25 protein-coding genes are annotated in these 24,298 nt (G+C 53.6%); 9 read left to right on the plus strand and 16 right to left on the minus strand.

Translation table 11 applies throughout. From position 1 onward, the window contains the following. Window positions 1–16: 16 nt before the first annotated feature. Window positions 17–967, plus strand: a complete 951-nt coding sequence (locus EDM60_RS05710; RefSeq protein WP_122963086.1) for a carbohydrate ABC transporter permease — start codon at window positions 17–19, stop codon at window positions 965–967. Beyond that, window positions 968–1,801 (plus strand): carbohydrate ABC transporter permease, encoded by an 834-nt coding sequence (locus EDM60_RS05715; protein WP_122963087.1) that lies wholly within the window; start codon window positions 968–970, stop codon window positions 1,799–1,801. 5 nt (window positions 1,802–1,806) lie between these two features. Here EDM60_RS05715 and EDM60_RS05720 read toward each other — a convergent pair whose 3' ends face one another. The 10 genes from EDM60_RS05720 to EDM60_RS05765 all read right to left on the minus strand — a co-directional run bounded on the left by EDM60_RS05720 (window position 1,807) and on the right by EDM60_RS05765 (window position 11,040). Beyond that, complete coding sequence (locus tag EDM60_RS05720; RefSeq protein WP_122963088.1) at window positions 1,807–2,685, minus strand: phosphotransferase family protein; 879 nt, start codon at window positions 2,683–2,685, stop codon at window positions 1,807–1,809. Between the two features lie 75 nt (window positions 2,686–2,760). Continuing rightward, window positions 2,761–3,207 (minus strand): hypothetical protein, encoded by a 447-nt coding sequence (locus EDM60_RS05725; RefSeq protein ID WP_122963089.1) that lies wholly within the window; start codon window positions 3,205–3,207, stop codon window positions 2,761–2,763. A gap of 99 nt (window positions 3,208–3,306) precedes the next feature. After that, window positions 3,307–4,200, minus strand: coding sequence for a DMT family transporter (locus EDM60_RS05730; protein WP_122963090.1), 894 nt, complete (start codon window positions 4,198–4,200; stop codon window positions 3,307–3,309). A gap of 64 nt (window positions 4,201–4,264) precedes the next feature. Beyond that, window positions 4,265–5,581, minus strand: coding sequence for a sodium:solute symporter family transporter (locus EDM60_RS05735; protein ID WP_122963091.1), 1,317 nt, complete (start codon window positions 5,579–5,581; stop codon window positions 4,265–4,267). After that, window positions 5,578–6,282 (minus strand): response regulator transcription factor, encoded by a 705-nt coding sequence (locus EDM60_RS05740; RefSeq protein ID WP_122963092.1) that lies wholly within the window; start codon window positions 6,280–6,282, stop codon window positions 5,578–5,580. The genes EDM60_RS05735 and EDM60_RS05740 overlap by 4 nt, the downstream gene beginning before the upstream one ends. A 5-nt stretch (window positions 6,283–6,287) precedes the next feature. Continuing rightward, window positions 6,288–7,007, minus strand: a complete 720-nt coding sequence (locus EDM60_RS05745; RefSeq protein ID WP_229049852.1) for a sensor histidine kinase — start codon at window positions 7,005–7,007, stop codon at window positions 6,288–6,290. 170 nt (window positions 7,008–7,177) lie between these two features. Next, window positions 7,178–8,167: an ABC transporter ATP-binding protein gene (locus EDM60_RS05750; RefSeq protein WP_122963094.1), complete on the minus strand. Its 990-nt coding sequence runs from the start codon at window positions 8,165–8,167 to the stop codon at window positions 7,178–7,180. 4 nt (window positions 8,168–8,171) lie between these two features. Then, on the minus strand, window positions 8,172–9,194 hold the full coding sequence (locus tag EDM60_RS05755; RefSeq protein ID WP_122963095.1) for an ABC transporter ATP-binding protein: 1,023 nt from the start codon (window positions 9,192–9,194) through the stop codon (window positions 8,172–8,174). Between the two features lie 12 nt (window positions 9,195–9,206). After that, a complete protein-coding gene (gene nikB, locus EDM60_RS05760) occupies window positions 9,207–10,127 on the minus strand; it encodes a nickel ABC transporter permease (protein WP_122963096.1) in 921 nt (306 codons plus the stop codon). Between the two features lie 13 nt (window positions 10,128–10,140). Then, the gene (locus EDM60_RS05765) at window positions 10,141–11,040 is read right to left on the minus strand and encodes an ABC transporter permease (RefSeq protein ID WP_122963097.1); all 900 of its coding nucleotides are present in this window, start codon (window positions 11,038–11,040) and stop codon (window positions 10,141–10,143) included. 184 nt (window positions 11,041–11,224) lie between these two features. Here EDM60_RS05765 and EDM60_RS05770 point away from each other — a divergent pair, with 184 nt between their 5' ends. The 3 genes from EDM60_RS05770 to EDM60_RS05780 all read left to right on the plus strand — a co-directional run bounded on the left by EDM60_RS05770 (window position 11,225) and on the right by EDM60_RS05780 (window position 15,030). Next, window positions 11,225–12,469 (plus strand): amidohydrolase, encoded by a 1,245-nt coding sequence (locus EDM60_RS05770; protein WP_122963098.1) that lies wholly within the window; start codon window positions 11,225–11,227, stop codon window positions 12,467–12,469. A 6-nt stretch (window positions 12,470–12,475) separates the two neighbouring features. Then, on the plus strand, window positions 12,476–13,699 hold the full coding sequence (locus EDM60_RS05775) for an amidohydrolase (protein ID WP_122963099.1): 1,224 nt from the start codon (window positions 12,476–12,478) through the stop codon (window positions 13,697–13,699). A gap of 110 nt (window positions 13,700–13,809) precedes the next feature. Further along, window positions 13,810–15,030, plus strand: a complete 1,221-nt coding sequence (locus tag EDM60_RS05780; RefSeq protein WP_122963100.1) for an amidohydrolase family protein — start codon at window positions 13,810–13,812, stop codon at window positions 15,028–15,030. A gap of 246 nt (window positions 15,031–15,276) precedes the next feature. Here EDM60_RS05780 and EDM60_RS05785 read toward each other — a convergent pair whose 3' ends face one another. Continuing rightward, window positions 15,277–15,951: an MBL fold metallo-hydrolase gene (locus EDM60_RS05785; RefSeq protein WP_233454204.1), complete on the minus strand. Its 675-nt coding sequence runs from the start codon at window positions 15,949–15,951 to the stop codon at window positions 15,277–15,279. Between the two features lie 301 nt (window positions 15,952–16,252). Between EDM60_RS05785 and EDM60_RS05790 the strand changes: the two genes are divergently transcribed. Continuing rightward, window positions 16,253–16,942 (plus strand): hypothetical protein, encoded by a 690-nt coding sequence (locus EDM60_RS05790; protein ID WP_122963101.1) that lies wholly within the window; start codon window positions 16,253–16,255, stop codon window positions 16,940–16,942. A gap of 197 nt (window positions 16,943–17,139) precedes the next feature. On the opposite strand, the gene EDM60_RS05795 is transcribed toward EDM60_RS05790, so the two are convergent. Further along, the gene (locus EDM60_RS05795; RefSeq protein WP_122963102.1) at window positions 17,140–18,384 is read right to left on the minus strand and encodes an amidohydrolase family protein; all 1,245 of its coding nucleotides are present in this window, start codon (window positions 18,382–18,384) and stop codon (window positions 17,140–17,142) included. Between the two features lie 308 nt (window positions 18,385–18,692). Here EDM60_RS05795 and EDM60_RS05800 point away from each other — a divergent pair, with 308 nt between their 5' ends. Next, window positions 18,693–20,162, plus strand: a complete 1,470-nt coding sequence (locus EDM60_RS05800; RefSeq protein ID WP_122963103.1) for an amidohydrolase family protein — start codon at window positions 18,693–18,695, stop codon at window positions 20,160–20,162. A gap of 95 nt (window positions 20,163–20,257) precedes the next feature. On the opposite strand, the gene EDM60_RS05805 is transcribed toward EDM60_RS05800, so the two are convergent. The 3 genes from EDM60_RS05805 to EDM60_RS29065 are packed head-to-tail and all read right to left on the minus strand — an operon-like array spanning window position 20,258 to window position 21,638. After that, entirely contained in the window at window positions 20,258–21,022 is a 765-nt protein-coding gene (locus EDM60_RS05805) for an SDR family oxidoreductase (protein WP_122963104.1), read from the minus strand. A gap of 54 nt (window positions 21,023–21,076) precedes the next feature. Continuing rightward, window positions 21,077–21,283, minus strand: coding sequence for a hypothetical protein (locus tag EDM60_RS05810; RefSeq protein ID WP_122963105.1), 207 nt, complete (start codon window positions 21,281–21,283; stop codon window positions 21,077–21,079). Further along, window positions 21,276–21,638, minus strand: a complete 363-nt coding sequence (locus EDM60_RS29065; RefSeq protein WP_233454203.1) for a hypothetical protein — start codon at window positions 21,636–21,638, stop codon at window positions 21,276–21,278. Before EDM60_RS29065 ends, EDM60_RS05810 begins: the two co-directional genes overlap by 8 nt. 165 nt (window positions 21,639–21,803) lie before the next feature. On the opposite strand from EDM60_RS29065, the gene EDM60_RS05820 reads away from it, so the two are divergent. Next, window positions 21,804–22,247, plus strand: coding sequence for an aminotransferase class I/II-fold pyridoxal phosphate-dependent enzyme (locus EDM60_RS05820; RefSeq protein ID WP_122963106.1), 444 nt, complete (start codon window positions 21,804–21,806; stop codon window positions 22,245–22,247). 127 nt (window positions 22,248–22,374) lie between these two features. Further along, window positions 22,375–23,448 carry a branched-chain amino acid aminotransferase gene (locus EDM60_RS05825; RefSeq protein ID WP_122963107.1) on the plus strand — a complete coding sequence of 358 codons (1,074 nt, stop codon included), beginning with the start codon at window positions 22,375–22,377 and terminating at the stop codon, window positions 23,446–23,448. Between the two features lie 185 nt (window positions 23,449–23,633). Here the strand turns inward: EDM60_RS05825 and EDM60_RS05830 are convergent, their stop codons facing one another. Further along, a complete protein-coding gene (locus tag EDM60_RS05830; RefSeq protein ID WP_122963108.1) occupies window positions 23,634–24,152 on the minus strand; it encodes a DUF3231 family protein in 519 nt (172 codons plus the stop codon). Between the last annotated feature and the right edge of the window lie 146 nt (window positions 24,153–24,298).

Here is a 24,298-nt window from a genome sequence, read left to right on the forward strand (position 1 = left end):
CGAGGGGGGAGCGGTCTTGCAAACAGAGAAGCCCATCGTCGTAACGAAAGAACCATTCGTTTCGCCACCGAAAAAGCCGTTTCGGCTGTCCAAGGAAGGAGCTTTCATCTGCCTTTGCTTGCTGCCAGCGGTATTGTTTGTCGGCATTTTTACTTACTATCCGCTGCTGCGCGGCATCATCATGTCCTTCCAAAACTACACGCTGTTTAATTTGCTGGATGTGCGCTTCATCGGATTGGACAACTTCTTCGCTGTCCTGACCAGCCCGGAGTTTCCCCGCGTGGCGTTGAACAGCTTTTACTGGGTGGCTGTCTCGCTGTTCTTCCAGTTGCTGTTCGGCTTTGCCTTGGCGTTGTTCATGCGCCGCCGTTTCCGGGGGAGAGGCATCTATCAGGCGTTTGTGTTTTTTCCGTGGGCGATGTCCGGGTTTTTGATCGGATTGATCTGGCGGTGGATGTTCAATGCGCAATTTGGCGTCATTAATGACTTGCTGGTGAAAAGCGGGTTGATCGCTGCCCCGATCCCGTTTTTGGCCGATGGAAAATGGGCGCTTGCGGCCGTGATCATCGCAAACATTTGGTACGGTGTCGCTTTTTTTGCCATCATGATTTTGGCTGCCCTGCAATCGATCCCGGAGGAGCTGTACGAGGCGGCAGCGATGGACGGCGCGGGGCGCATCCAGCAGTTTTGGAGCGTGACCTTGCCCTACATTTTGCCGACGATGCTGGTGACGATTCTTCTTCGGGTCATTTGGATCTTGAATTTTCCCGACATCATTTACGCGATGACCAATGGCGGTCCGGCAGGCTCGACTCACATCTTCGCCACGTATATGATCGATAAAGTCATTTTCGGACAGGATTACGGGCAAGCCTCGGCTGTAGGGGTCATCATTGTCTTGCTCCTTCTGGTGTTCACCGTGTTTTACGTCAAGGCGACCCGCATGGAGAAGGGAGGGGATTTCTAGATGCAGCGCGATCACATATGGTGGCAAACAGCGCGGGTAGTTGTCTTGGGCGGATTTTTGGCCTTTGCGATTTTTCCGTTGTACTGGATTGTCATCACGTCGCTCAAAGGGCAAAAAGAAATTTTCTCGTTGCCGATCCGCTACTGGCCCGATGAGGTGACGTTGCTCAATTATGTGGAGATTTTTCGCATCTCGCATTTTCAGGTCTATATCTGGAACAGCTTTCTCGTATCGCTGTTCGCTTCGGCGCTTGTCGTCGTGATCGCCATGCTTGGCGGGTACGTTCTGGCCCGCTTTTCGTTTCGGGGCAAAAGAGAGGTCATGTTCGGCTTTCTCGTCACGCAGATGATTCCGATCTTCATCGGGATGGCGCCGCTCTATGTCATGATGTCGAAAATGCATATTTTGAACAGTCTGTTTTCTTTAATCCTGATTTACACCGTCATGCTGATTCCGTTTTGCACGATCATCATGTCCGGCTTTTTTCAACGCATCCCGAACGCGTTGGAAGAGGCGGCCATGATGGATGGCTGTTCCCGGATCAGCGCGTTGTTTCGCGTAATCGTGCCGATCATGCTCCCCGGTATCGCAGCCACGTTCATTTTTGCCTTCGTGCAATGCTGGAACGAGCTGATCATGGCCGTTTTGTTCATCGATGAAGAGTCAGTCAAGACGATCCCGGTCGCCATGAACGCTTTCATCAAAAAGTACGACATCGAGTGGGGAGCGATGTCGGCAGCTACTGTTCTGTCTGTCATCCCGACGATGCTGTTGTTTGCCTTTTGCCAAAAGTACCTGGTGGAGGGGCTGACGCAAGGAGCCGTGAAAGGATGAAGACGCTACACATAGTCCCGCATCCCCGCCCGATACGCCTGTTCATCCCCTTGCTCGATGCCGAACAATGCTTCCTGCAAGGCAAACGTGCTGCGATAAAAGCGCATGCGGACGAGGACGGAATCCAGATCGGGGTACCACGGTGACAGGCAGGACAAAAAGTTCTCGCCATAGCTCGCGGCGAGTCCGGCGAAATCGTAAGCCGCGTCGCCGATGCCTGCTCCGCCGAAGTCAATGATGCCCGTGATCCGCTGTTTTTGCGCGTCGTACAAAATGTTGGTCGTGCCGAAGTCACCATGAATGAGCCGCGGCGCAAACGCAAAGTGGGCAGGATCAGCCAAATACGTCTCAAATCGTTCAGCAATCTCCTGTTTGGCCGACTCGCGCATGGCCGGGAACAGCCGGGAGACGATTCGGTCGTAAAGCTCCGTCAGCTCGTCTGCCATGCCAACCGAGTCGGAAACAAGCTCAGGGAGCCGCTGTTCATACGGAAAAGAGTGCAGCTCATGCAAAAATCGCCCGAGCTGGGCGGCGATGGCAGGGAGCTGATTGTGACGGGCTGCTTGCGCAAACGCTTCACGCGTAAACGGCTCTCCGCGTAGCAGCGGGTAGCCAGTGAAGACTTTACCAGGCTCCTCCGGTACGAAGGAACGATAGACCGGAGCGGGGATCGGCAGGGAAACGCTATCCTGGACCGCTTGCAACACGGCTGTTTCTTTTTTCAACTGGCGAATGCCCAGCGCGTACTTGGGAAAGCGAAACACGTACGCGCCGTTGACGATCCACACATCGTTGTTTTGTCCGATCTCATTGCGAACGAGAGAGTGGACAATGAAATCAGGATAGGCATCCTGGATGGCGCGTATGCAGCTTTGTTCATTCATAGCCGTTCTCCTTTTAGCGTGTAAAATGTGAAAAAGAAAGAGCACTCTCCCGCGTGGAAAGTGCTCTTTTCGCATTCAGGAAGCAGCCAGCTCGAATCGGACCACCGTTTCCTTGCCGCCCGCGAGCTTTTCCTGCTCGACGACTCGCCAGTTTCTGGAGATCGTCTTGCGCATCCAGTCGAGCGCTTCAACTGACAAGCGAACCTGGCTCAGTGCCGTTTCCTCTACCTCATAATCTTGCTCGGCCAGCAGCTGATAGCGCTTATTCAACAGGAACTTGATCCCGTTTATCGTCGTGAACTTGATTTGATAGCCGTCGCGAATGGCTTGCTCCAGCGCAGCAGAATCGTTTTGGTACAGTTCAAAGAGGGGAGAGAAATCGTATTTGCCGCCTTCCACATCAGCGAAAGGCTCCGAATCGCCCGTTCTCAGCCTGTGAATGATTTCTTCATCGACAAATCCATGGGCACGAGCGGCTTCCAGAAGCATCGTCTCCCATTGGGACAGCTTAACCGTAGACATGAACAGCCCTCCTCGATCTTTGCATGTACTGTCTAGTATAATCTCTGCTTTTGTAAAACTCAACCATAATTCCGACTGTTTTTGTATGAAATGAAAATGTCACGAAGAAACAGGCGAAGCGGACTTATGATCGCGCGGCTCTTTGGAAGTGGTGGTTAGCGTAACACCTGCGATGATCAGGAGCGCTCCAAACAGTTGAATGAGCGTGACGGGCTTCGCCAACAGGAAAAAGCCGAACAGCATGGCGATAAACGGCTCCAGATTGGAAAACATCGCGGCTTTGGCCGCTCCGACTTTTTGCAGCTGGCTGTTCCAGATCAAGGTGACGATGCCGTGCATGATGACAGCGGTCACAAACAACAAAATCCACGAAGACAACTGCGTGCTGTAGGCAACTTGCGGCAAGCTGGCGAAGACGAACGGCAGCAGCGCGCCGAATCCGATCAGGTTGGAAAAAAGCGTGGTCACGAGCGGAGGCAGTCGGTGGCCGAGCATGCGGACGAGAATGATCGAGACGGCAAATGTCAGCATCGTCAGCACGATCCAGAGAATGCCGACGTCAAAGTGCAGCTCCGCCCCTGTGTAAATGACGAACAGAACACCAGCCGTACCGATGACAGCGCCAAGCCCCATCCGCCATGTCAGCGCTTCTTTTAAAAACAGGGCGGCGAGCAGCGCAGTCGTAACCGGGGTCAAAGCCAAAATCAGCGACGAAGTAGTGGGATCAGCCGTCACCAGCCCTTTGTAAAACGACCACTGGTTAATCCCGACGCCGACAATGCCGAGAGTCGCAACCAAAAGCCAGTCGCGCCGTGACAGCTTCGGAATCGTCAGTCGTCCTTTTGCCCAGATCAACAAAAACAGCGCGATGAACAGCAGACGCATGACAGACAAAAACAGCGGCGAAAATTCCGCCACCAGCATTTTGCCAAAGACAAAATTGCTGCCCCAGGCGGTGACGCAAAAAATGAGCAGCAAGTAAGATCGCAGCATGACATTCGTTCCTTCCTGTGCGATCAGCGCCAGCCAGCACCAGCAGCGTAAGGGCTTGCGGGCGTTATGCCGTGCGGAAGTAGCGCCTCCACAGCCAGGTGATGCTCAGGTAGCCTACCAGGAAGAAGGCCGTAGCAAAAGAAGCGATCCAGATCGCTTTCATCGGATCGACAAACGCTCTGCTGACGTACCCTGCTGCCTGTCCTACCACAGCGCTGATCAAAATGAAATTGGATGCCTTCCCCCGCGACCAGACGATGACGATCAAGGGCAAAATCAGGGAGGCGTAGATGATGCCGAAGAAAAACAGCAAGTCGAGCAAGGTCGGTTTGAAATAGCTCGTCAGACCAAAAGACACCGCGCCAATCATGATGGCGAGCATGTAACCCGTGCGAATTTTTTGCCGTTCGGTTGCACGCGGGCGGAACAGCTGATAGACGTTGTTGACCATCAGGCTGATCATGGAATGCAGCCCGGCTCCGAATGCGGACATGATCGCACCGAAGGAGCACAGGACGAACAGGACAAGCAAAAACATCGAATCGATTTTGCGAACGAGGTCGAACATGAGCGAGTAGATGTCGTCAAAGCCGCCCGTGAAAATGACGATGATGATTAGCGACGAAAAGGCCAGCGGCACCGTGGCGAAAATCAGTCCGGACAGCAAAAAGGTCGGGACGATTTTTTTCTCTTCCATCATATACAGCCGCTGCCAGGAAGCCTGGTCGGAAAAAACTTGTCCGAAGCCGATCAACAGCCCCGTGACGATAAACAACAGCCCTTCCTTGTTGCTTGCCACGAGCAAATACGGATGGTACAGCCGCAAGCCGTTGTAGACGTGCTCGACGCCTTTTCCGATGAAAAAGTAGACCGGAATAAGAATCGCCGCAGCAAATGTAATCACAATCTGCACGATGGCAAAGCGGTGGATCGAGCGGATTCCTCCGATGCCAGCGAACAGGACGGAGAACACAAAAAAACAGAGCAGACCGAGCGGGATAGGCAAGCCGAACAAGATGTTCAGCAAGACGCCGCCAGCCATCCCTTGGACAAACATCGCTTCGATCGTCGTCAGCAGCAACAAAATAATCATCAACCAGTAGCCAAAAGGGTGCAGCTTGCCCTGCAAGTAATCGCCGATGGTCATGCCTTCGGAAAATTCCCGGCGCACCCGGCGACCGAGCAAACCGAAGAAGCAGAGGGCGACTGCCCCCATCAAGGCGAAGCCGATCCCGCCGAAGATGCCGTATTTGACGAGCGCCTCTGGTGAGCCAAAAATGGTGTTGCCAGTCACCCAGCGGGCAAGAATGGAGACGGCCCCGAGTCCGATCCCGATTTTGGCTGCGCCCAGCACGTACTCGCGAAAGGATAAATACGTCAAAATACATTCCCCTTGTCCCGATATTCTTTGGGAGTTTTCCCGACCACCTTGCGGAAGATGGTGCTGAAATAGTGCTGGCTGTTGAAGCCTGTGCGCTCCGCTACGGTCGAGATGCTCCATTCCGGATGGCCGATCAGAAATTTTTTGGACATCTGAATCCGGTATTGCATCAGGTACTCGGAAAACGAAACGCCGACTTCCTCATGAAACCGTCGACTGAGATAAGTCGGATTGATGTGCACTTCTGCGGCGAGGTCAGCCAGGTTGAGCTTTTCGGCAAATTTCTGGTGGATGATGTTCATCGCATCGGAAATAATCCGGGTGTAGGCGGACAAGGCAGGACTTTTCTGGTATTTGTTCAAAATCTCGACCAGCTCGCTCTCGATGACAGGCTTCGTGATGTAATCGACGACACCGAGGCGGATGGATTGTTTGGCGTAATGAAAATCTTGGTAAGCAGTCACGATGATCAGTTCGATCTCTTTATGCTGGGCACGCAGCTCCTCGCCGAGCGCCAGCCCGGATTTCCCCGGCAAATTGATGTCCAGAAAGGCGAGATGAAGAGGCACCTTCTGGCTGATCGCCATGGCTTGGCTGCCGTCAGCGGCCTTGTACAGATTCCACAAGGGGAACATGGGCTGGATCAAGTATTCCAGCTGGTCCAGCTCCAACGGTTCGTCATCCACGAGTAGTACGTTCATCTTGTTCACCTCACATCAACATGTTCAAAAATACACGGCCATTGAACAATCACACGCGTTCCTCCCTCAGATGAGCTTTCTAGCTGTAATTGTGCGTGATCACCAAAGCAAAGGTGAAGGCGGCGCCGGATGTTGTCCAAGCCGTGGCCGCTCTTCTCATGCGGCTGTTCGGCTTCGCTGTCTGTTCCATTCTCATGCTCGAAGGCGGCGAGGTCAACAGAGCCGTTGTCTGCGACGACGAGCAAGACATCGTCTGCCTGGCGGCTGATGTGGATTTGCAAAACAGCGTCGCCCATCTTGCGCTCCAGCCCGTGTTTGAACGCATTTTCCACGAGCGTTTGCAGCACGAACGGAGGGATCGAGGCGGTGAGCAAATCGTCCGCGCATTCGAGAGTAATGTGCAGTCGGTGGCCGAAGCGGAGCTTTTGAATCTCCAGGTACTGCTCGGTGTATTGAATCTCCCGGGCGAGTGAAATCAACGGCTCCGTCGATTTGTACTTGAATTTGAGAAACTGGGAGAGGACTTCGAGAGCCCTCACCAGCTCTTTTGTCCGGTTGAGCCGTGCCAGGCTGAGGATGACATTCAATGTATTAAACAGGAAGTGCGGCTGGATTTGCTGGTTCAGCTGATTGTAGAGCGCTTGCTGAAGCTCCTTTTCCAGCTCGATCTTCACATTTTTGTTTTCCAGCAGGTCGATGCGCTTTTCAAAAATGAACAAAAACAATAAAGCAATAGCTCCTATAATAGGAGCCAAAATGAACAACAGAATGAGCAGAGTGAAACCTTCGAAGCTTATCATGAGATCCCTTCTGTATGGTCGTCTTTGATTTTGCAGTTACCATCATATCATGCCGCTTGAGGCTCGCTTGCTTTTTTAGAAAATTTTAATGTCTCTTACGGCACGAGGTGGCAGGCAACCTGATGCGTGCTGTGTACGTTGGTCAGAGCCGGCACTTCTGTCTTGCAGCGCTCGACCGCGAGCGGGCAGCGCGTATGGAAGCGGCAGCCTTGCGGTGGATTGATCGGCGAAGGCACGTCTCCGCGCAGGATGATCCGTTCTTGCTTTTTGCTGACGTCCGGGACCGGAATCGCGGACAAAAGCGCCTGTGTATACGGATGCTGCGGACTGTCGAACAGCGACTTCTTGTCGGCGATTTCCACGACTTTGCCGAGATACATCACCATCACGCGATCAGAAATGTGGCGAACGACGCCAAGGTCATGCGAGATGAACAAGTAGGTCAGCTTGAACTCTTTTTGCAGGGATTTCAACAGATTCAGCACTTGTGCCTGAATCGAAACGTCGAGAGCAGACACCGCTTCGTCGCAAATGATCAGCTTGGGCTGCATCGCCAGGGCGCGGGCAATCCCGATCCGCTGCCGCTGCCCGCCGCTAAATTCGTGCGGAAAACGATCGATTTGATCCGGGCGCAGACCGACGTGGCTGAGCAGTTCAATGATGCGCTCCCGGCGCTGGTTGGCAGGGACGATGTTTTGGATCGCCAGTGCTTCGCCGAGAATTTGCGCCACGGACTGACGCGGATTCAGCGATGCGAACGGGTCCTGGAAGATGACCTGCAAGTCTTTGCGCATACTGCGCATTTGCGATTTGGACATGGCGAGCAAGTCTTTTCCTTCGAAAAATACCGAGCCGCTTGTCGGTTCATCGAGGCGAAGGATGGCGCGTCCGGTAGTCGATTTTCCGCAGCCGGATTCGCCTACGATGCTGAGCGTTTCGCCTTCAAAAATCGTGAAGCTGACATCGTCAACCGCTTTGACGTGATTGACGGTGCGGCCCAAGATGCCGCCTTTGATCGGGAAGTGCTGCTTGAGGTTTTGGACTTCGAGCAGTGGTTTTTTCGTTTGATCGGCTGTCATCATCATGACGTCATACCCCCATTTCTGTAGCAGTCTTGCTGGCGCCATCCCATTCAGGCGTGTACATCCAGCAGCGTACCTTGCTTCCGTCGTCGCTTGTCAAAAGCTCGGGCAGCTTGGAGTGGCACAGTTCAGTCGCATGCGGGCAGCGCGGGGCGAAGCGGCAGCCAGTCGGCATGTTGAAGGGGCTTGGAACGTTGCCCTTGATCGCCACCAGCTCTTCCACATCCTCGTCTAGACGGGGGAGGGAGTTCATCAGACCGATCGTATACGGGTGCTTCGGATTTTCGAACAAGTTTTTGGCGGTCGTGTACTCGACGACTTTTCCGGCGTACATGACAGCGACGCGGTCGCACGTCTCTGCGACGACGCCGAGATCGTGGGTAATCATGATAATGCTCATGCCCATTTCGGCCTGCAGCTTTTTCATCAGCTCCAAAATTTGCGCCTGGATCGTCACGTCGAGCGCGGTCGTCGGCTCATCCGCGATGAGAATTTCCGGGCGGCAAGCGAGTGCCATCGCGATCATGACGCGCTGACGCATCCCGCCGGACAACTCGTGCGGCTCCTGGGTCGCGCGTTTTTCCGGGGAAGGGATGCCGACGAGGCGCAGCATGTCGACCGCTTTTTCCCACGCTTCTTTGCGGCCCATGTTCTGGTGCAGACGCAGCACCTCGGCGATTTGCTCGCCGACCGTGTACACCGGGTTGAGCGATGTCATCGGCTCCTGAAAAATCATCGAGATTTCGTTACCGCGAATTTTGCGCATCTCGGCTTCTGATTTGGCAATCAGGTCTTGCCCTTTGAACAAAATTTCTCCTCCTACAATTTTTCCCGGAGGGCTGGCAATCAAACGCAAGATCGAAAGCGAGGTGATACTTTTTCCACAGCCGGATTCGCCTACCAGACCGAGCGTTTCTCCTTTGTTCAGGGAGAAATCAACGCCATCCACGGCTTTACTGACGCCATCATCTGTGAAAAAGTGCGTTTGCAGGTTGCGAACGTCCAGTATTTTTTCTTGTTGTCCTGGCATGGTGCTCCCTCCTTAGTTCAGATCGATTCGTTTATTGAAGTAGCGATACAGTACGTCGACGAGCAGGTTGACGAACACGAAGATGACGGAAGCGATCAGTACGCCGCCCTGGACGACAGGCAAATCGCGCATGCGGATCGCGTCGACGATCAGACGGCCCAAGCCGTTGATGGCAAAGACGGATTCGACGAGAACCGTACCGCCCAACAGGAACCCGAACTGCAAGCCGACAACGGTGATAATCGGAATCAGGGCGTTTTTCAACGCGTGCTTGTAAACGATCACTTGTTCACGCAAGCCTTTTGCCCGCGCTGTGCGGATGTAGTCCTGGCGTACGACGTCGAGCATGCTGGAGCGGGTCATCCGCGCTACGATGGCAGCTCCGGCCGTTCCGAGCGTGATCGCGGGCAAAACCATGTGTTTCCACGTGCCCCAGCCAGCGACCGGGAACCATTGCAGTTTGACCGAGAAGTAGTAGATCAGGCTCAAACCGAGCCAGAAGCTTGGCAGCGAGACGCCGAGCAGGGCGACGATCATGATTGTGATGTCAGCCGCGGAATACTGCTTGGTAGCCGAGATGATCCCCGCGACCATTCCGAGTACGACGGTGACAAAAATACTGGCAATGGCAAGCTCGATCGTTGCTGGCAGGCGAGCCATGATTTCGTCGAAGACAGGCAGGTTGGAGCGCAGGGACGTACCCAAATCTCCGGTCATGACGTCCGTTACATAATGGAAGTATTGCACCATGACAGGCTGGTCGAGCCCGAGTTGTGTGCGAATTTTGGCAATCGTTTCTGCAGAAGCACCTTCACCAGCGAGCAGGACAGCCGGATCGCCGGGAACCATTTGCATGATCAAGAACACAACCAGAATGACACCGAGCAGGACGGGAATCATCTGTAACAGGCGACGAACAATGTAGACAAACATGAAGCCTTCCCTCCTATTGTTTCATTCTTGGGTCCAGAGCGTCCCGCAGGCCGTCTCCGAAAATGTTGAAGCCGAGTACGAGCGTAGAAATCGCCAGGCCAGGGAACATGGCCAAATAAGGAGCGGTGAACAAAAAGTCGCGTCCGTTGCTCAGCATGGCGCCCCATTCCGGCAGGGGAGGCTGTGCGCCGAGCCCAAGGAACGACAGACCGGCAGCGGACAAAATCGCTGTCGCGAGACGCATTGTTGCTTGCACGATAATAGGAGACAAAATATTTGGGAAAATGTGCTTGAAAATGATCGTGAAGTCGTTGGCGCCGAGCGAGCGAATCGCGTCGATGTATTCCAGCTTTTTCACCGTCAAGGTAGAACCGCGGACGATCCGGGCAAACACCGGAATCGAGAAGACCCCGACAGCGACCATGACGTTGAACAAGTTGGGACCCAGGGCGCTGACGATAGCCAGCGAGAGCAGGATGCCCGGGAACGCAAGCAGAACATCAATGACACGGGAGATGACCGTGTCGACCCATTTGCCGTAGTAGCCGGACAACAGACCGAGAATAATTCCGAAGAAAGCGCCGATAAAAACAGCGACGAATCCGACAGACATGGAAAGACGTGTTCCGTAGAGGAGACGACTGAGCACATCCCGACCTTTGTCGTCCGTACCCATCCAGTGATCAGCGGATGGCGGCTTGAGCTTGTTCACCAGATCAATCGCGTAAGGATCGTGCGGAGCGATAACTGGTGCCAACAGGGCGATTGCGATGTAGAACAAGACGATAAACCCGCCTACCATCGCCAATTTGTTTTTGCGCAATTTCCGGTAAAAAGTCCGCCATCTGCCTGGGCGTGCTGCCGCAGCTTTTGACGGAAGAGCTTGATTGGTTGGTGCGAACTCAACCTTCATGATGTGACCCCCTCCTTTGCTTACGTCAAAGTTATCAGAAAAATGTATGAAGTAAAGGCAATTTGAACAAGTCGTAAAAATAGTGAAAATAGACGTAAAGATTGTGCAAATCAACGCTCGTCCCTTCCTAGATAATGGGTAGGGAAGGCATAGATACACATTTCCCAGAGAGGATGGATGATGGATGGGCACTGCCTATTGGCTGACCAATGTTCGTTTGGAGACGGGCTATCGCAGGGAAAACGGAGTCGTCGCTGGAACGGATGCATCCTTGTTTCACATCTTGATAAAAGACGGAAAATTTGCACGTATTGCACAGGCGACGGAGACGCTTGCGGACGATTTGCCGCAAAAAGACGCCAAAGGGCTTTTGGCGTTGCCGTCCTTCATTGAAAAGCATGTGCATCTGGACAAGACACTCTTGGGCGAGCCGTGGCGGGCTGTCATTCCGGTAGCGAACATTATCGAGCGCTGCGAGATTGAAAAGCGGGCATTGCCAGCCTTGCCGACGACTACGCAGGAGCGGGCGGAAAACCTGCTGTCCGTGCTGCTTTCCTACGGTTCCACACACGTGCGCACACACGTCGACATTTATCCGGAAGCGGGCATCTCCAATCTGGAATCGGTGCAGGCAGCGCTGGCTACTTATGCGGATCGGGTAACTCATGAGATCGTGGCGTTCCCGCAGCACGGGCTTTTGCGGACGGATGCGCAGCCGCTGTTGCGTGAGGCGCTGCGCCAGGGCGCGACACATGTCGGCGGAGTAGACCCGGCAACGGTAGACGGCGATCTCGAACAGTCGCTGCACCAGATGATGGAGCTGGCGGTCGAGGCGAACGCCGGGGTTGATTTGCATTTGCACGACCCGGGACATTTGGGAACGTTTACGATGAAAAGGCTTGCAGCCATGACGGTAGATGCCGGATGGCAAGGCCGCGTAGCGATCAGCCACGCTTTTGCGCTCGGGGACATTCCCGTGCCGGAAGCAGAAGAGATGGCGACGATCTTGCGGGAAGCGGGCATTACGATTATTTCCAGCGTTCCGTTCAGCCGGGCGATCCCGCCTGTGTCATTGCTGCATCAAAACGGAGTGGACGTGGCGCTTGGCTGCGACAACATTTTTGATACGTGGCAGCCGTACGGCAACGGCGACGTGCTGGAGCGCTTGTGGCGCTTGGCGGAGCGCAACCGTTGGCTGGACGAGCTGGCTTTGTCCCAGTCGCTTCGCTTCATTACGGGCGGGAAAACGACTTTGGATGCGAACGGCACGCAACTGTGGCCTGCTGTCGGAGAAGAAGCGAGCCTCGTTCTGGTGGAAGCGTCGTGCTCGGCTGAAGCAATCGCGCGGCGGGCAGATCGCCAGGCGGTCTTTTTCAAAGGAAGCCAGGTCGCCGGACAAGTGGAAGAAGCGACCACAACGAAGGGATGATCGCAAATGAAGGCATCTCCGTACTGGATAATTAACGCTCGCCTGGAGTGCGGGTATGAGTGGGATCAGGGAGTTGTCACAGGAACGCGTACCGAGCTGTGCGATTTGCTTATCGAGAACGGGAAAATCACCCGAATCGTTCCGTCCAGCGAAATTTTGGAGGACGGAGTGCCAAAAAAGGATGCGAAGGGTCTGTTGATTTTGCCTGCGATGGCGGAAAAGCACATCCACTTGGAAAAAACGTATTACGGCGGGCCGTGGAAAGCGACGACTCCGGTGAAAAACTTGTTTGAACGGCACGCGGAGGATCGCACGTTGCTGCCGATGTACTTGAAGCAGGCACAGGCGGGAGCGGAGAGCATTTTGTCGCTTTTGGTGGAAACGGGCGTTACGCACGTGCGCACGCATTGCCACGTCGACCCGACTGTCGGCCTCGGCTTTTTGGAGGGCATGCTGCGGGCTTTCGAAACTTTTACAGACAAAGTGTCGCATGAGATTGTCGCCTTCCCGCACTACGGCATGCTGCGCACGCAAGCACGCGAGACGGTGCGAGAGGCGCTGCGCCAAGGAGCGACGCATGTGGGCGGCGTCGATCCCGGCGGTGTCGACCAGGATATCGAACGCTCGCTGCAAACGATCATGGAGCTGGCTGTGGAAGCGGATGCCGACATCGACTTGCATCTGCACGACCCTGGGCACCTCGGACTTTTCACGATCAAGGGGATCGCAGCGATGACGGAAGAGGCAGGGTGGCAAGGGCGTGTCACGATCAGTCACGCGCTCGGGCTGGGAGATGTGTCGCTGGAGGAGGCGAGAGAGGTAGCGCAGCAGCTGGCAACGCTCGGCATCTCGATCGCATCGACGGTTCCGATCAACCGCCCGACGATTCCGATTCCGCTGTTGCACAAAGCAGGCGTCGCCGTCATGCTCGGCAACGACAGCCTGACAGACAACTGGACGCCGTTCGGAAGCGGAGATTTGCTGGAAAAAGCAGGCCGACTCGCGGAACGTTTTCGCCTGACGGATGAGCGGTCGCTGGGAGTGGCCCTCGGCTTCGTGACAGAGGGGCGCATTCCGCTGGACGATGCGGGCAATCGTCTGTGGCCGCTGATAGGGGATGAGGCAAGCCTGATGGCAGTAGAAGCCGCTTCTTCGGCAGAAGCGGTGGCAAGGCGGGCGAAGCGCAGAGTGGTGCTGTTTCAGGGCAGCAGGGTAGCGGGCGAATGGTAACAGGCAACAGGCGGCGCGACATGTGGCGAAGAAGCCAACGGTCGGCGGCAAGCCTTGCGCGGTGACAGCGGTTTTTTACAAATTCCATCTGGAAAGGATGTTATGAATACATGTCTACAGCCTATTGGATTACGAACGTTCGCCTGGAGCGTGGATACCGGACAGAAAATGGCAAAATAGTCGCAACCGACACAGAGCTGGCGCACCTTTTGATCGAGGACGGCCGGATTGCCCAAATCGCCTATGGCGACGAGGCAGGGGCGAGCGGACTGCCTGTCAAAGATGCGAACGGCTTGTTGGCTGTACCGTCGTTTCAGGACATGCACATCCATATCGACAAGACGTACTACGGCGGCCCGTGGAAAGCGGTCACTCCGGTCAAAAGCATTTTGGAACGTCTGGAAGAAGAGAGCCGACTGATGCCCAAGCTGTTGCCGACGGCGCAGGAGCGCGCGGAAAAGATGCTGGAACTGCTTTTGTCCGCCGGTTCGACGAAAATTCGCAGCCATTGCAACATCGACCCGTATATCGGCCTGAAAAACTTGGAGGCGACACTTGCTGCCATGGAAACGTTCAGCGGCAAGTTGGAATGCGAGGTCGTTGCTTTCCCGCAACAAGGGCTTTTGCGCAGCAATCAGGTGGAGAACATTCGCCAGGCGCTGAAAATGGGCGCGACCTACGTCGGCGGCGTCGATCCGGCGACTGTCGATCAAAACATCGAGAAATCGCTGGCGACGATTTTTGAACTGGCGGTAGAAGCGGATGCTCCGATCGACGTTCACTTGCACGATCCTGACCATCTCGGCATTTTCACGTTCAAGCGTCTGGCGAAAATGACCGAAGAGGCAGGCTGGCAAGGCCGCGTCACGATCAGCCACGCCATCGCTTTGGCTGACGTCAGCCTGGAGGAAGCGGGAGACGTAGCCGAGATGCTCGCCGCACTCGGCATCTCGATCACTTCTACGGTTCCTGTCAACAAGGCGACTATTCCGATTCCACTTTTGCGCGACAAAGGCGTCAAAGTCATGCTCGGCGACGACAGCATTACCGATCACTGGTCGCCGTTCGGCCAGGGAGACAGTCTGGAAAAGGCAGGACGATTGGCGGAGCGCTTCCGCATGCAGGATGAGCGGTCCTTGTCCCAGGCGCTGGGCTTTATCACAGGCAGCAAAACGCCGCTCGACAAAGAGGGCAACCGCCAATGGCCGAATGTAGGAGACGAAGCAGACATGGTGTTGTTGCACGCTTCCTCTGTGGCGGAGGCCGTAGCGCGCCGCTCGAAGCGCCAGGCTGTCGTGTTCCGTGGCAATGTGGTGTCCGGGGCGCTGTAAGCTGACAGGTACTTGAAACGTTACGTACCATTTACAGCAAAACATTCATGGCCGTTTTGTTGACTGCAAGCGGTCACATCCCATTTCACGAAAAACGTCGAGATGTTTTCACAGAAAAAAAGAGGCAGACCGCTTGCGGTTTTGCCTCTTTTTTGGCGTATGGAGCCATGCTTGTTTGCTAATGCGTTCGTGAAACAGCCCGTTCTTCCTATGAACTCAGCGCCTGAGACGACAGACAGCGCGCGATCATGCCTGGCCAAGCTTCACGATTTGCTCACGGACGTTTCCTTTGCATACGCCCCCGTGATAGCAGACGACGGCTTCCAGGTCGAGGTCTGCATACTTTTTCAGCGAGCACCGGGCTGCGTCCATATCTGGTGTCGTCGGGGCATGAATGCCGCCGATCATCCCGTCTACACTGTACAGCGAATCTCCGGCAATGAGCGTCTTGCTCTTTTTTACATACAGGCTGATATGGCCGGGAGTATGTCCGGGCGTATGAATGACGCGAATCCCGCCGCAAAAAGGCAGCTCCTGACCGTCACTTACCGTATGATCTACTCTGCCTTTAGGGGGATGTTCCAGGTGGCTGTCTTTTAACAGCGGCAACTCCCCTTGAATGTACGGCTGATCCAGCGCGTGCGCGTAAATTTTCACACGTGAACCGCATTCCTGCAAAATCTCAGGCAGACAGCCGATATGGTCCATGTCCTGATGCGTCAAAATCACGGCTTGCAGCTGGGCGAGCGGCACTCCTGCCGCGTCCATGGCTGCGCGCAAATCTTTTATTTGCCCGGGAAAGCCTGTGTCTATCAAAACGCTCATTTCTCCCTCGCGCAGAAGCATGGGGTGAACGATATTCCCGTGAAAATCGAGCGAAAGCATGTAAACCCCCGGTGAAATTTCCGCCGCCATTGTCATCGTCATCAACCTTTCGTAAAATTACATTTTTACGTAAATATATAATATTACGTTGGTTTTGCCGTTGTCAATCTTTACCGGATGATTTGGCTTGCTGCCCTTGACCTGGTTGTATCGTGTGGCACAAGAAAAAAGCTCCCGACTGTACACACTCGACAGTCGGGAGGTGGCTTGCCTCTTCGTCGGATAGGGAAAATTTCCTTGTTTTTTATTTATTTCACATATAAAAATATTGAAAAATAAATAAAAGTAATATAGTATAGTGCCCGAATCTACCAAAAATAGGAAGCGGTGCATAAGAATGATAAAGAGATCTGTATTCGCTATTGCTGGTCTTGGCTCATTGTTATTGTTTGCGAATAGTGCTTCAGCCGACATCACGTCTGCGACTTCATCTGTCGACATCAGTAGCTCAACCACAAGTAGCTACAAAGTAAAGTTTTCCGCTAAGACGCTTAATAATAATGCGAACGCTAAAGTGTATACTTTGTACAAAGGAGTCGTGCTCGTAGACGAAGTAGAGGATAGAGTTCGGACGTCAGGTGCTTATACTTCCAGTCATGAGCCGAAAATTAGATACAAGGTTGAGAGCGAGCATACTGAAAGTTTAGGCGCTGGACCAATAAGTGACTTCAAAATGTCCTCGGATACGGCCGTGTATAATCCGATTGATTGGACACTCGTTAAGGAAGATCCACATGAAGCCAAAGAATACGAGAATCTACTCGTACAAAGCGCCAATGAAATTGCTGACGATACTGGAATAGACTTGTCAGAATACACTGTAGTCGACAAAGAGGTAGTTTTCAATTTGGACAAAGACCTCTTTAAAGAGGTCAACGCCGTGACTAAGATTTCGATTGGTGATATACGCCCACAAATCTACCTCCATGAATCCCGTGAAAGTTTGTATGTACTGAAGCAATCAGCAGACGGGGAAAGCACGGTTACGGAATTTGTACTGGAAAACGATAAGTGGGAAAAGCAATAGTGTAAGGGGGGAGGTAGCGAAAGCTGCCTCTTTTTTCTTTCTTTAATGTCACAACTGCCATCCGATTACGGATGTATCCACATACACTACGAAAAGGGGCGGCATGCCAAATGAAAAACAGATACGAAATCAGGGGAGACGGATGCTTGCCAGCTCCCACCTTGGCCGCGTTCTCCTTCCAGACGTGGCGCCTGGCACTAGTTTTCCCCTCGTCTCTCCAACGCCCCATGCACGACTTTCCCTTTGAACATGACAGCAGCCCGGCGCGATCTTCTGGCGATGGCTTCGGCGGAGCAGGAAGCTTCGGCAAAAACGATGCTCGCTTCGTCACCAGCTTTGGGCCATGCGCGGTTGCCAGCGCGGTCGAGCGTCGTTTTGCCGCCTGTGATGAAAAAGAGCGATTGCACCAGCGAGCGCTCGTCCACCCAGCGATAGCGCTCCACGAGGCGATTCAGCTTCTCCAGCATGTCGCCCGTTCCGTACGGCGACCACGAATCGTAGAAACCGTCATAGCCAAGAGCTACGCGCACGCCTTTTTCGTGCAGGATCGGTACGGGAGGCATCGCCCGGTTGATCGGCACGGTCGTCATGATCATCGTGCCCAATCGGGACAAACGCTCCGCCATTTCTGTACTTTCCTCGACAGATACATCACCGAGAGCAAAGGCGTGGCTGATCGCCATCCGGTTTTGCCAGCCTGCTTCTTCTGTCAGGTCGAGAATGCGCTTGATCGTATAAAAGCCGAGCGTGCCCGGATCGTGCAGGTGGATATCGACATCGGCGTCAGCTTCCACGGCAATGTCCATCATCTCCCGCAGCGAACCTTCCAGCTCGTTATCGATGCCAGCCGGGTCCAATCCGCCGACGAGCGTAGCGCCTTCTTTCATCGCCTGTCTCATCAAGGAGCTTGCTTGTGTGCGCAACAGCCCTTGCTGCGGAAAAGCGACAATCTCGTAGGTCATCCGGTCGCTGTACGCTTCCAGTGCGGCCCGTACGCCCTCCAAGTTTTTCAGGCCGATGTACGGGTCAATATTGACGTGCGTCCGTACATGTGTGGCGCCGCCGTTCAGCAAAAGCTGCAACATCGCTTCGGCCCGCTTTTGCGTGGTTCCGGTCATCAGCGGCATTTCTGTCGCTTCGAACTCTAGGCGATCAATCAGCTTTTTCGGAGGGAGACACGACTTCCAGGTAGCGCCTGCATACGTTTTGTCCAGATGGTTGTGCTTTTCCACGAACGACGGGAGCGCAAGCAGTCCGTTGGCGTCCTGCTGCAGAAGCGTTGTGTCGAGTGGCTTGGTCGCGGAAACGATCTCGCTAATCACCCCGTCCTGGATTTTCAGGTGGCAAAGCTCGGAGCGTGTGTGGACTACCCCATCGTCTCCGGTTTCAAATCCGCTATCGAGACGAACGTTGGTTAGCCAGTATGAGTATGCTTGACTCACAAAAAATCAGCCCTTTCGCATGAAAAATAGTAAGAGGATCGTTGAAAAAAGCCCAGCCTAGCTTCATTGCTCTCTATTAATTGTAAGGAATATTTTGAATAAAGATTTGCAGCTTCTTTACGAGTTTTTGCATGATTTTTACTTATTGGCGAAATTCTTGCCGTTTTTTGAAAAGTAGTAAAGATTGTGCAAATACATGTAAAGCAATTGAAACAAACTTGACAGAATATTTCTTATACTGGCAAAGGATACAAAGATAGATAGTGGAGAGTGTGAGCACGAATACGGAAGCAAGGGGGAGGAGCAGCATGAAAAAGAAACTGACAGCCAAATATGTCATCGGGTACGACGGAGAAGACCACATCATCATCAAAGACGGGGAAGTCGTCTACGAAGGTGAGACGATTTTGTATGTAGGACATGCGTATGACGGAGAAGTGGACGAAGTGACCGACATGGGCAATGCCGTGATCAGCCCGGGGTTCATCGATCTGAACGCGCTTGGCGATATTGACCACGACATCGTGCATCTGGAAGTGTCGGCGCAGCGAAACAAAAATTTGCTCTGGTCGGAAGCGTACTACAACAAAGGCTACCACGAGGTCATGACGCCGGAGGAAGAGGCGTTTAAATCGCTGTACGCCTACAGCCAACTGATCTTGAACGGCGTGACGACGGCGATGCCGATCACCTCTGTCTTTTACAAGCGCTGGGCAGAGACGTACGAGGAACTGGCAGCGGCAGCGGAGCATGCAGGACGCCTGGGACTGCGCATGTACATGGGACCGAGCTACCAGTCGGGAATGCGCGTCGTCAAGGCAAATGGCGAGATTGAAGTGCTGTGGAACGAAGCGGAAGGACGGGCAGGGCTTGAGCGGGCTGTCCAGTTCGTCAAAGACTTTGACGGCGCCCACAACGGCCTGATCCGCGGCATGCTCGCGCCGGAGCGGATCGAGACGCAAACGCCGGAAAATCTGGTTCTGACGAAACGCTACAGCGATGAGCTGGGTTGCCCGATCCGCCTGCATGCGGCGCAAGGAAGCTACGAGTACACGGAAATTCATCGTCGCCATGGCATGTCGCCCATCCAGTACCTCAACGAAATCGGGTTCCTGGGCAAAAGGACGGCGATTCCGCACGCGCATTTCATCCCTGGCTACAGCGAAGCGACGATCGGGGAAGGCGACGATCTGGCCATCCTGCAAGAAACGGGAACAACGGTCATTCATTGCCCGCTCGTCATCGGACGCCACGGCTCCGCGCTGGAATCTTTTGCCCGCTACAAGCGTCGCGGCATTAATATCGCGATCGGGACGGACACGTTCCCGCCAGACTTCATCCAAAACATTCGCACGGCCAGCATGCTTTCCCGCTTGCAGGAGCGCGATGTGGCAGACTCCAGCTACGCGGATATTTTCCGCGCGGCAACACTGGGCGGCGCCCACTTCCTCGGAAGGGACGATCTCGGCAGACTCGCTCCGGGAGCGCAAGCCGACATCATCGCGATCGACCTGGACGGATTCCACATGGGAACCGTTGACGATCCGATTCGCACCCTGATCATGTGCGGCTCCGGGCGCGATGTGAAGCTGTCGATCATCGCAGGACGCACCGTAATGAAAGACCGCGTGCTGCCAGGCGTTGATCTTGCGGAAATCAAGGAGCGCGGCCAACGCTATTTTGACAAAATGCGCCTCGGCTATGTGGAGAGAGACTATCAGCAGCTTGGCGAAAAGGAACTGTTCACCCCGTCGTTTCGCATCGTCAACAAACCGTAACGCTCTGCACTAAAAGCCAATCCAAAAAGCACAATCTGCTGTTGTATAGCGGATTGTGCTTTTATTTTGCGCGCAACACACGCAAAAGTGGCAGCTCAACGCAAAAATCCTCCTTCCGAATGAATGATTTGTCCGGTAATCCATCCCGCTTCCTCGCTTGCCAAAAAAGCGACCAGACGTGCCGCATCTTCCGGTTGGCCGATCCTGCCCATGGGGCTGCGCTCCAAGAGGAACGGCACCAGCTCTTTTGACATCCATCCGGTATCTGTAGGGCCGGGATTGACTGCGTTGACGGTAATTCCGAGCGGAGCGACTTCTGCGGCAAAAGTAATCGTGAACGCATCCAGCGCCCCTTTTGTCGCGGCATAGGCGATTTCGCCAGGCATGGGACCTTTCGATTGCCCGGAAGTCAGGTGAATAATCCGGCCGTTGCCAGGCTGGGAGAATCGACGGGCAAATTCGGCGCTGAGCATGATCGGCGCGCGAACGTTGAGCGCATAATGAGCGTCCAGACTGGCAGCCGAAAGCGACTGATAATTGTCGGAAGTGGAATGGCAAGCGTTGTTGACGAGAATACAGGGAGCGCCAACCTGCGAGCTGGCTTCATCGAGGACATGCGACCACGAGTCAGGCTTGGACAAATCGATTTCGCTGCACGCGCACTGTACTCCATAGCGGGTCAACTGTTCGCGCAGTTGCGCTGGCTCATCGTCTTGTATCCCCCAGTCCATTGTCTTGTCGTACGCTGTCCAATACGTGAAAAACAGATCAATCCCTTGTGCAGCCAACGCTCTGCATATGGCAGCACCAATACCGTTCAGCCGACTTGCTCCTGTGACGATGGCGACTTTTCTACTCATAGGCACGAAACCTCCTCAGCGATAATGGATCATTTGCGTTTTGCCCACGGGTAATCAAAACAAGTTCAGCAACAACGATGGCGGAGCCAAGTAAATATACCCGATGATGAGATAGGCGAACAGCAAGAAAAAGCAAATCCCGGAAATGGTGAGGTGTATGCGAATTTTTTTCGGATGGTAACCAAACAAACCGAGGAGCAGGCAAACGAAGCCGACGATTCCCAGCAAAAGCGGGATCGCGATGATAATATATTCATTCATGATAAAAATCACCCCACTTTACTACCTTCTTTTCGTTCCATGTAAAAGTCCAATCTTTGATGGGATGCGTGAGCACAACCAGAGCGCTGTTTTTGCAAAATGCAGTCCATTTTTCTTGCGCTGATGAATACTGCCTTTTTTGGGAATAGTCAATCACTTCGCTGTTCGCTCGCACATGCCGATGAAAATCACCCGATTCCATGAACAGGTACAACGTTTTCTGGAAAATGGGCGCAGCGTACTGGTCGTAGCTGTTGCTTTTCGTCAGGAAGCGGTCGAGCAGTGCGGGAGGCAGAACGAGATAGCTGAGCCGAATAGAGGGGCACAACACTCTGGAAAACGTTCCGACGTACACGACGCGTCCGTTGGAGCATGTCGACTTCCATTCCTTTCGTTCCTGGCACTGGAAAAAGCAGAAAACTGGATATTTCTTCTTTGTCTTTGTAAAATTAAGGATATTCTACATCATAACATCTTTGCAAAGCGAATCGGAAGCAGGGATGAGAAAGTCGCACGCGACATGGAGGAGAGAAGCAATGACGATGATTTTGCCTCATATCGAAAAGATGCCCGGCAATGTGAAAGGCGCGATGCCCTCGGCGGGAACAAAAGCGATCCGCCTGAATCTGCGATCGCACGCCATCTCGCGCTTGCGGCGTTGCGCGATCAAAGCTATATGCAAGAGACGACAGGCAGGATCAAGCGGACGCGGGCGGTTTTTTCCAAGCAGCTTGAATCGCTCGGTTTCAGCGTCGTCCCAGCGCAGACGAATTTCATTTTGTGCCAGCCACCAGCGAAGGCAGAAGGACAGTCTGCGCGCGAGCTGTATGAAAAGCTGATGGAGCAAGGAATTTACGTGCGCTATGATCAACTGCCGCGCCTTGCGGACATGTTGCGCATCACAGTCGGAACGGAAGCGGAGATGGAAGAGGTTTATGCTGCACTTTCCCCGATGATAGAGTAACTTTCCTGTTAGCCGTTTCTGGCAAAAGGAAAGTTAAGCTGGCAATCATTCGAAATAGTTGATATTTTAAATATATAAAGCTTATTTCAGAAATGCAGGATTTTAATAATCAAGGGAGATGTAGAAGATGGAGTGTCAGCTAACGATTGTCCGAACAGAACAGAAAAAAGAGAAGCCAGCACTCGACAAGCTGGGGTTCGGCGTGCATTTTACCGACCATATGTTCACGATGGATTACACGGAAGGAAAAGGCTGGCACGATCCGCAAATCGTTCCGCACGCTCCGCTGACGCTCGATCCGGCTGCGATGGTACTCCACTACGGACAAGCGATTTTTGAAGGAATGAAAGCATACCGCAACAAAGCAGGCAAGGTGCTTCTGTTCCGTCCGGAGCAAAACTTCAAGCGGATGAATCGGTCCCTGGAGCGGATGAGCATGCCGCAAGTGGACGGGGAATTTATGGTCGATGCGCTGAAACAGCTGGTAGCGCTTGAAAAAGAATGGATTCCGGCAGAGAGCGGCATGTCGCTGTACATCCGTCCATTCGTGATCGCTACGGAGCCATGTTTCGGCGTGCGTCCATCGCACACGTACAAGCTGATCATCGTTCTGTCTCCGGTTGGCGCTTACTATGCAAATGGTATGGAGCCAGTGAAAATTTACGTAGAAAACAAATACGTTCGCGCTGTCCGCGGCGGTACAGGCAATGCCAAAGTAGCGGGGAACTACGCAGGCGCTCTGAAAGCACAGGCGGAAGCCAAGGAAAAAGGCTACGAGCAAGTGCTTTGGCTGGATGGCGTAGAAAATAAATACATTGAAGAAGTCGGCAGCATGAACGTATTTTTCAAAGTGGGCGAAGAAGTGTGGACCCCTGCTTTGAACGGCAGCATTTTGGAGGGAATCACCCGTGATTCGACGATCCACCTGCTGAAAGACTGGGGCATCCCGGTAGTAGAAAAGCGGATTTCCGTCGAAGAATTGTACGAGGCGTACACAAAAGGGCAACTGGAAGAAGCGTTTGGAACAGGCACGGCAGCGGTCATCTCGCCAGTCGGCGACCTGAACTGGAACGGCCACCAAATGATTCTCAACGGCGAAAAAACAGGCCCGTTGACCACCAAACTGTACGAAACAATGACCGGAATCCAGTATGGCGAAAAAGAAGACAAGTTCGGCTGGTCTGTAGAAGTCAGCGAGTAATTTCATAACGACAATGCGACAAGCTGCAAAGCATGCCTTCCTCGTCTCGACGAGCGGGGGCATGTTTTTTTATGGCGCTACGCCAGCGAGATTTGCCAAGTTGCTTCCCTCAACGTAATCAAAAATGACCGAACGCGCAAAAAAGCACTGCCCACTCAGTGACAGTGCTTATTCACAACAACAGGCTAGACGTGAGCAAGCTCTGGCGCGTGCATGTGCAGGGGTGGGGAAATCAGCCAGCCCTTTTCCTTGAGGATGCGTTGCAGACGAAAACCGGAGTGCGCTTTCGCAAAGTGGAACTCGGCAAACATCAAGCCGATATCCTCGCGCAGCGACTGGCTCATGACCTGGCTGCATGTCAGCAAGCCTCCGGCAATATCCCGGGCAATTCCCAGGGCAATCTCGGAGTCGTTGAGCCTGGCTCCGACCGGAATGCTGCTCCGATCAGCCAGTGGCCGATCGGGAGGGGAAGGCGGCAAGGCGACGCCGTTTATTTTAAGTACATCCTCCAACTGGTCAATTTCTTTTTTCATCGTTTGCATGATATCTTCGAGAAAGTCCTTCAAATCCGTATCGCCAGCATGATTCATCGCTGTCTGATAACCAGCGAGCAGAGCTTTTGTCGTCGCCAAATAAACCCAGACGCCAAACACTTCGCCATAATGCAGCGGCTCTTGTTTGGAATTGTCACCAAAAATCCCCATGCCTGTCCTCCTTCTGATGCCGTTCATCTGACGGCGGCACTCGAATGATCTTCCGCCCATTGATAAGATTCGCCATGCGCGGCAAATTCACCGTGGAAAATGTAGGCACTCGCCTGGTAGAGATTTTTTTAACATTCAAAAACAAC

This window comes from Brevibacillus parabrevis, assembly GCF_003710905.1.
Lineage (GTDB): Bacteria > Bacillota > Bacilli > Brevibacillales > Brevibacillaceae > Brevibacillus > Brevibacillus parabrevis.

Bases quoted from the DNA above. Each gene is read 5' to 3' on its own strand.
- nikB (WP_122963096.1), bottom strand. From the start codon at position 10,127: ATGTTTGTCTACATTGTTCGTCGCCTGTTACAGATGATTCCCGTCCTG.
- EDM60_RS05800 (WP_122963103.1), top strand. From the start codon at position 18,693: ATGAAAAAGAAACTGACAGCCAAATATGTCATCGGGTACGACGGAGAA.
- EDM60_RS05730 (WP_122963090.1), bottom strand. From the start codon at position 4,200: ATGCTGCGATCTTACTTGCTGCTCATTTTTTGCGTCACCGCCTGGGGC.
- EDM60_RS05825 (WP_122963107.1), top strand. From the start codon at position 22,375: ATGGAGTGTCAGCTAACGATTGTCCGAACAGAACAGAAAAAAGAGAAG.
- EDM60_RS05820 (WP_122963106.1), top strand. From the start codon at position 21,804: ATGGAGGAGAGAAGCAATGACGATGATTTTGCCTCATATCGAAAAGAT.
- EDM60_RS05785 (WP_233454204.1), bottom strand. From the start codon at position 15,951: ATGACAATGGCGGCGGAAATTTCACCGGGGGTTTACATGCTTTCGCTC.
- EDM60_RS05770 (WP_122963098.1), top strand. From the start codon at position 11,225: ATGGGCACTGCCTATTGGCTGACCAATGTTCGTTTGGAGACGGGCTAT.
- EDM60_RS05740 (WP_122963092.1), bottom strand. From the start codon at position 6,282: ATGAACGTACTACTCGTGGATGACGAACCGTTGGAGCTGGACCAGCTG.
- EDM60_RS05830 (WP_122963108.1), bottom strand. From the start codon at position 24,152: ATGGGGATTTTTGGTGACAATTCCAAACAAGAGCCGCTGCATTATGGC.
- EDM60_RS05810 (WP_122963105.1), bottom strand. From the start codon at position 21,283: ATGAATGAATATATTATCATCGCGATCCCGCTTTTGCTGGGAATCGTC.
- EDM60_RS05720 (WP_122963088.1), bottom strand. From the start codon at position 2,685: ATGAATGAACAAAGCTGCATACGCGCCATCCAGGATGCCTATCCTGAT.
- EDM60_RS05765 (WP_122963097.1), bottom strand. From the start codon at position 11,040: ATGAAGGTTGAGTTCGCACCAACCAATCAAGCTCTTCCGTCAAAAGCT.
- EDM60_RS05725 (WP_122963089.1), bottom strand. From the start codon at position 3,207: ATGTCTACGGTTAAGCTGTCCCAATGGGAGACGATGCTTCTGGAAGCC.
- EDM60_RS05750 (WP_122963094.1), bottom strand. From the start codon at position 8,167: ATGATGATGACAGCCGATCAAACGAAAAAACCACTGCTCGAAGTCCAA.
- EDM60_RS05805 (WP_122963104.1), bottom strand. From the start codon at position 21,022: ATGAGTAGAAAAGTCGCCATCGTCACAGGAGCAAGTCGGCTGAACGGT.
- EDM60_RS05790 (WP_122963101.1), top strand. From the start codon at position 16,253: ATGATAAAGAGATCTGTATTCGCTATTGCTGGTCTTGGCTCATTGTTA.
- EDM60_RS05775 (WP_122963099.1), top strand. From the start codon at position 12,476: ATGAAGGCATCTCCGTACTGGATAATTAACGCTCGCCTGGAGTGCGGG.
- EDM60_RS05755 (WP_122963095.1), bottom strand. From the start codon at position 9,194: ATGCCAGGACAACAAGAAAAAATACTGGACGTTCGCAACCTGCAAACG.
- EDM60_RS05780 (WP_122963100.1), top strand. From the start codon at position 13,810: ATGTCTACAGCCTATTGGATTACGAACGTTCGCCTGGAGCGTGGATAC.
- EDM60_RS05715 (WP_122963087.1), top strand. From the start codon at position 968: ATGCAGCGCGATCACATATGGTGGCAAACAGCGCGGGTAGTTGTCTTG.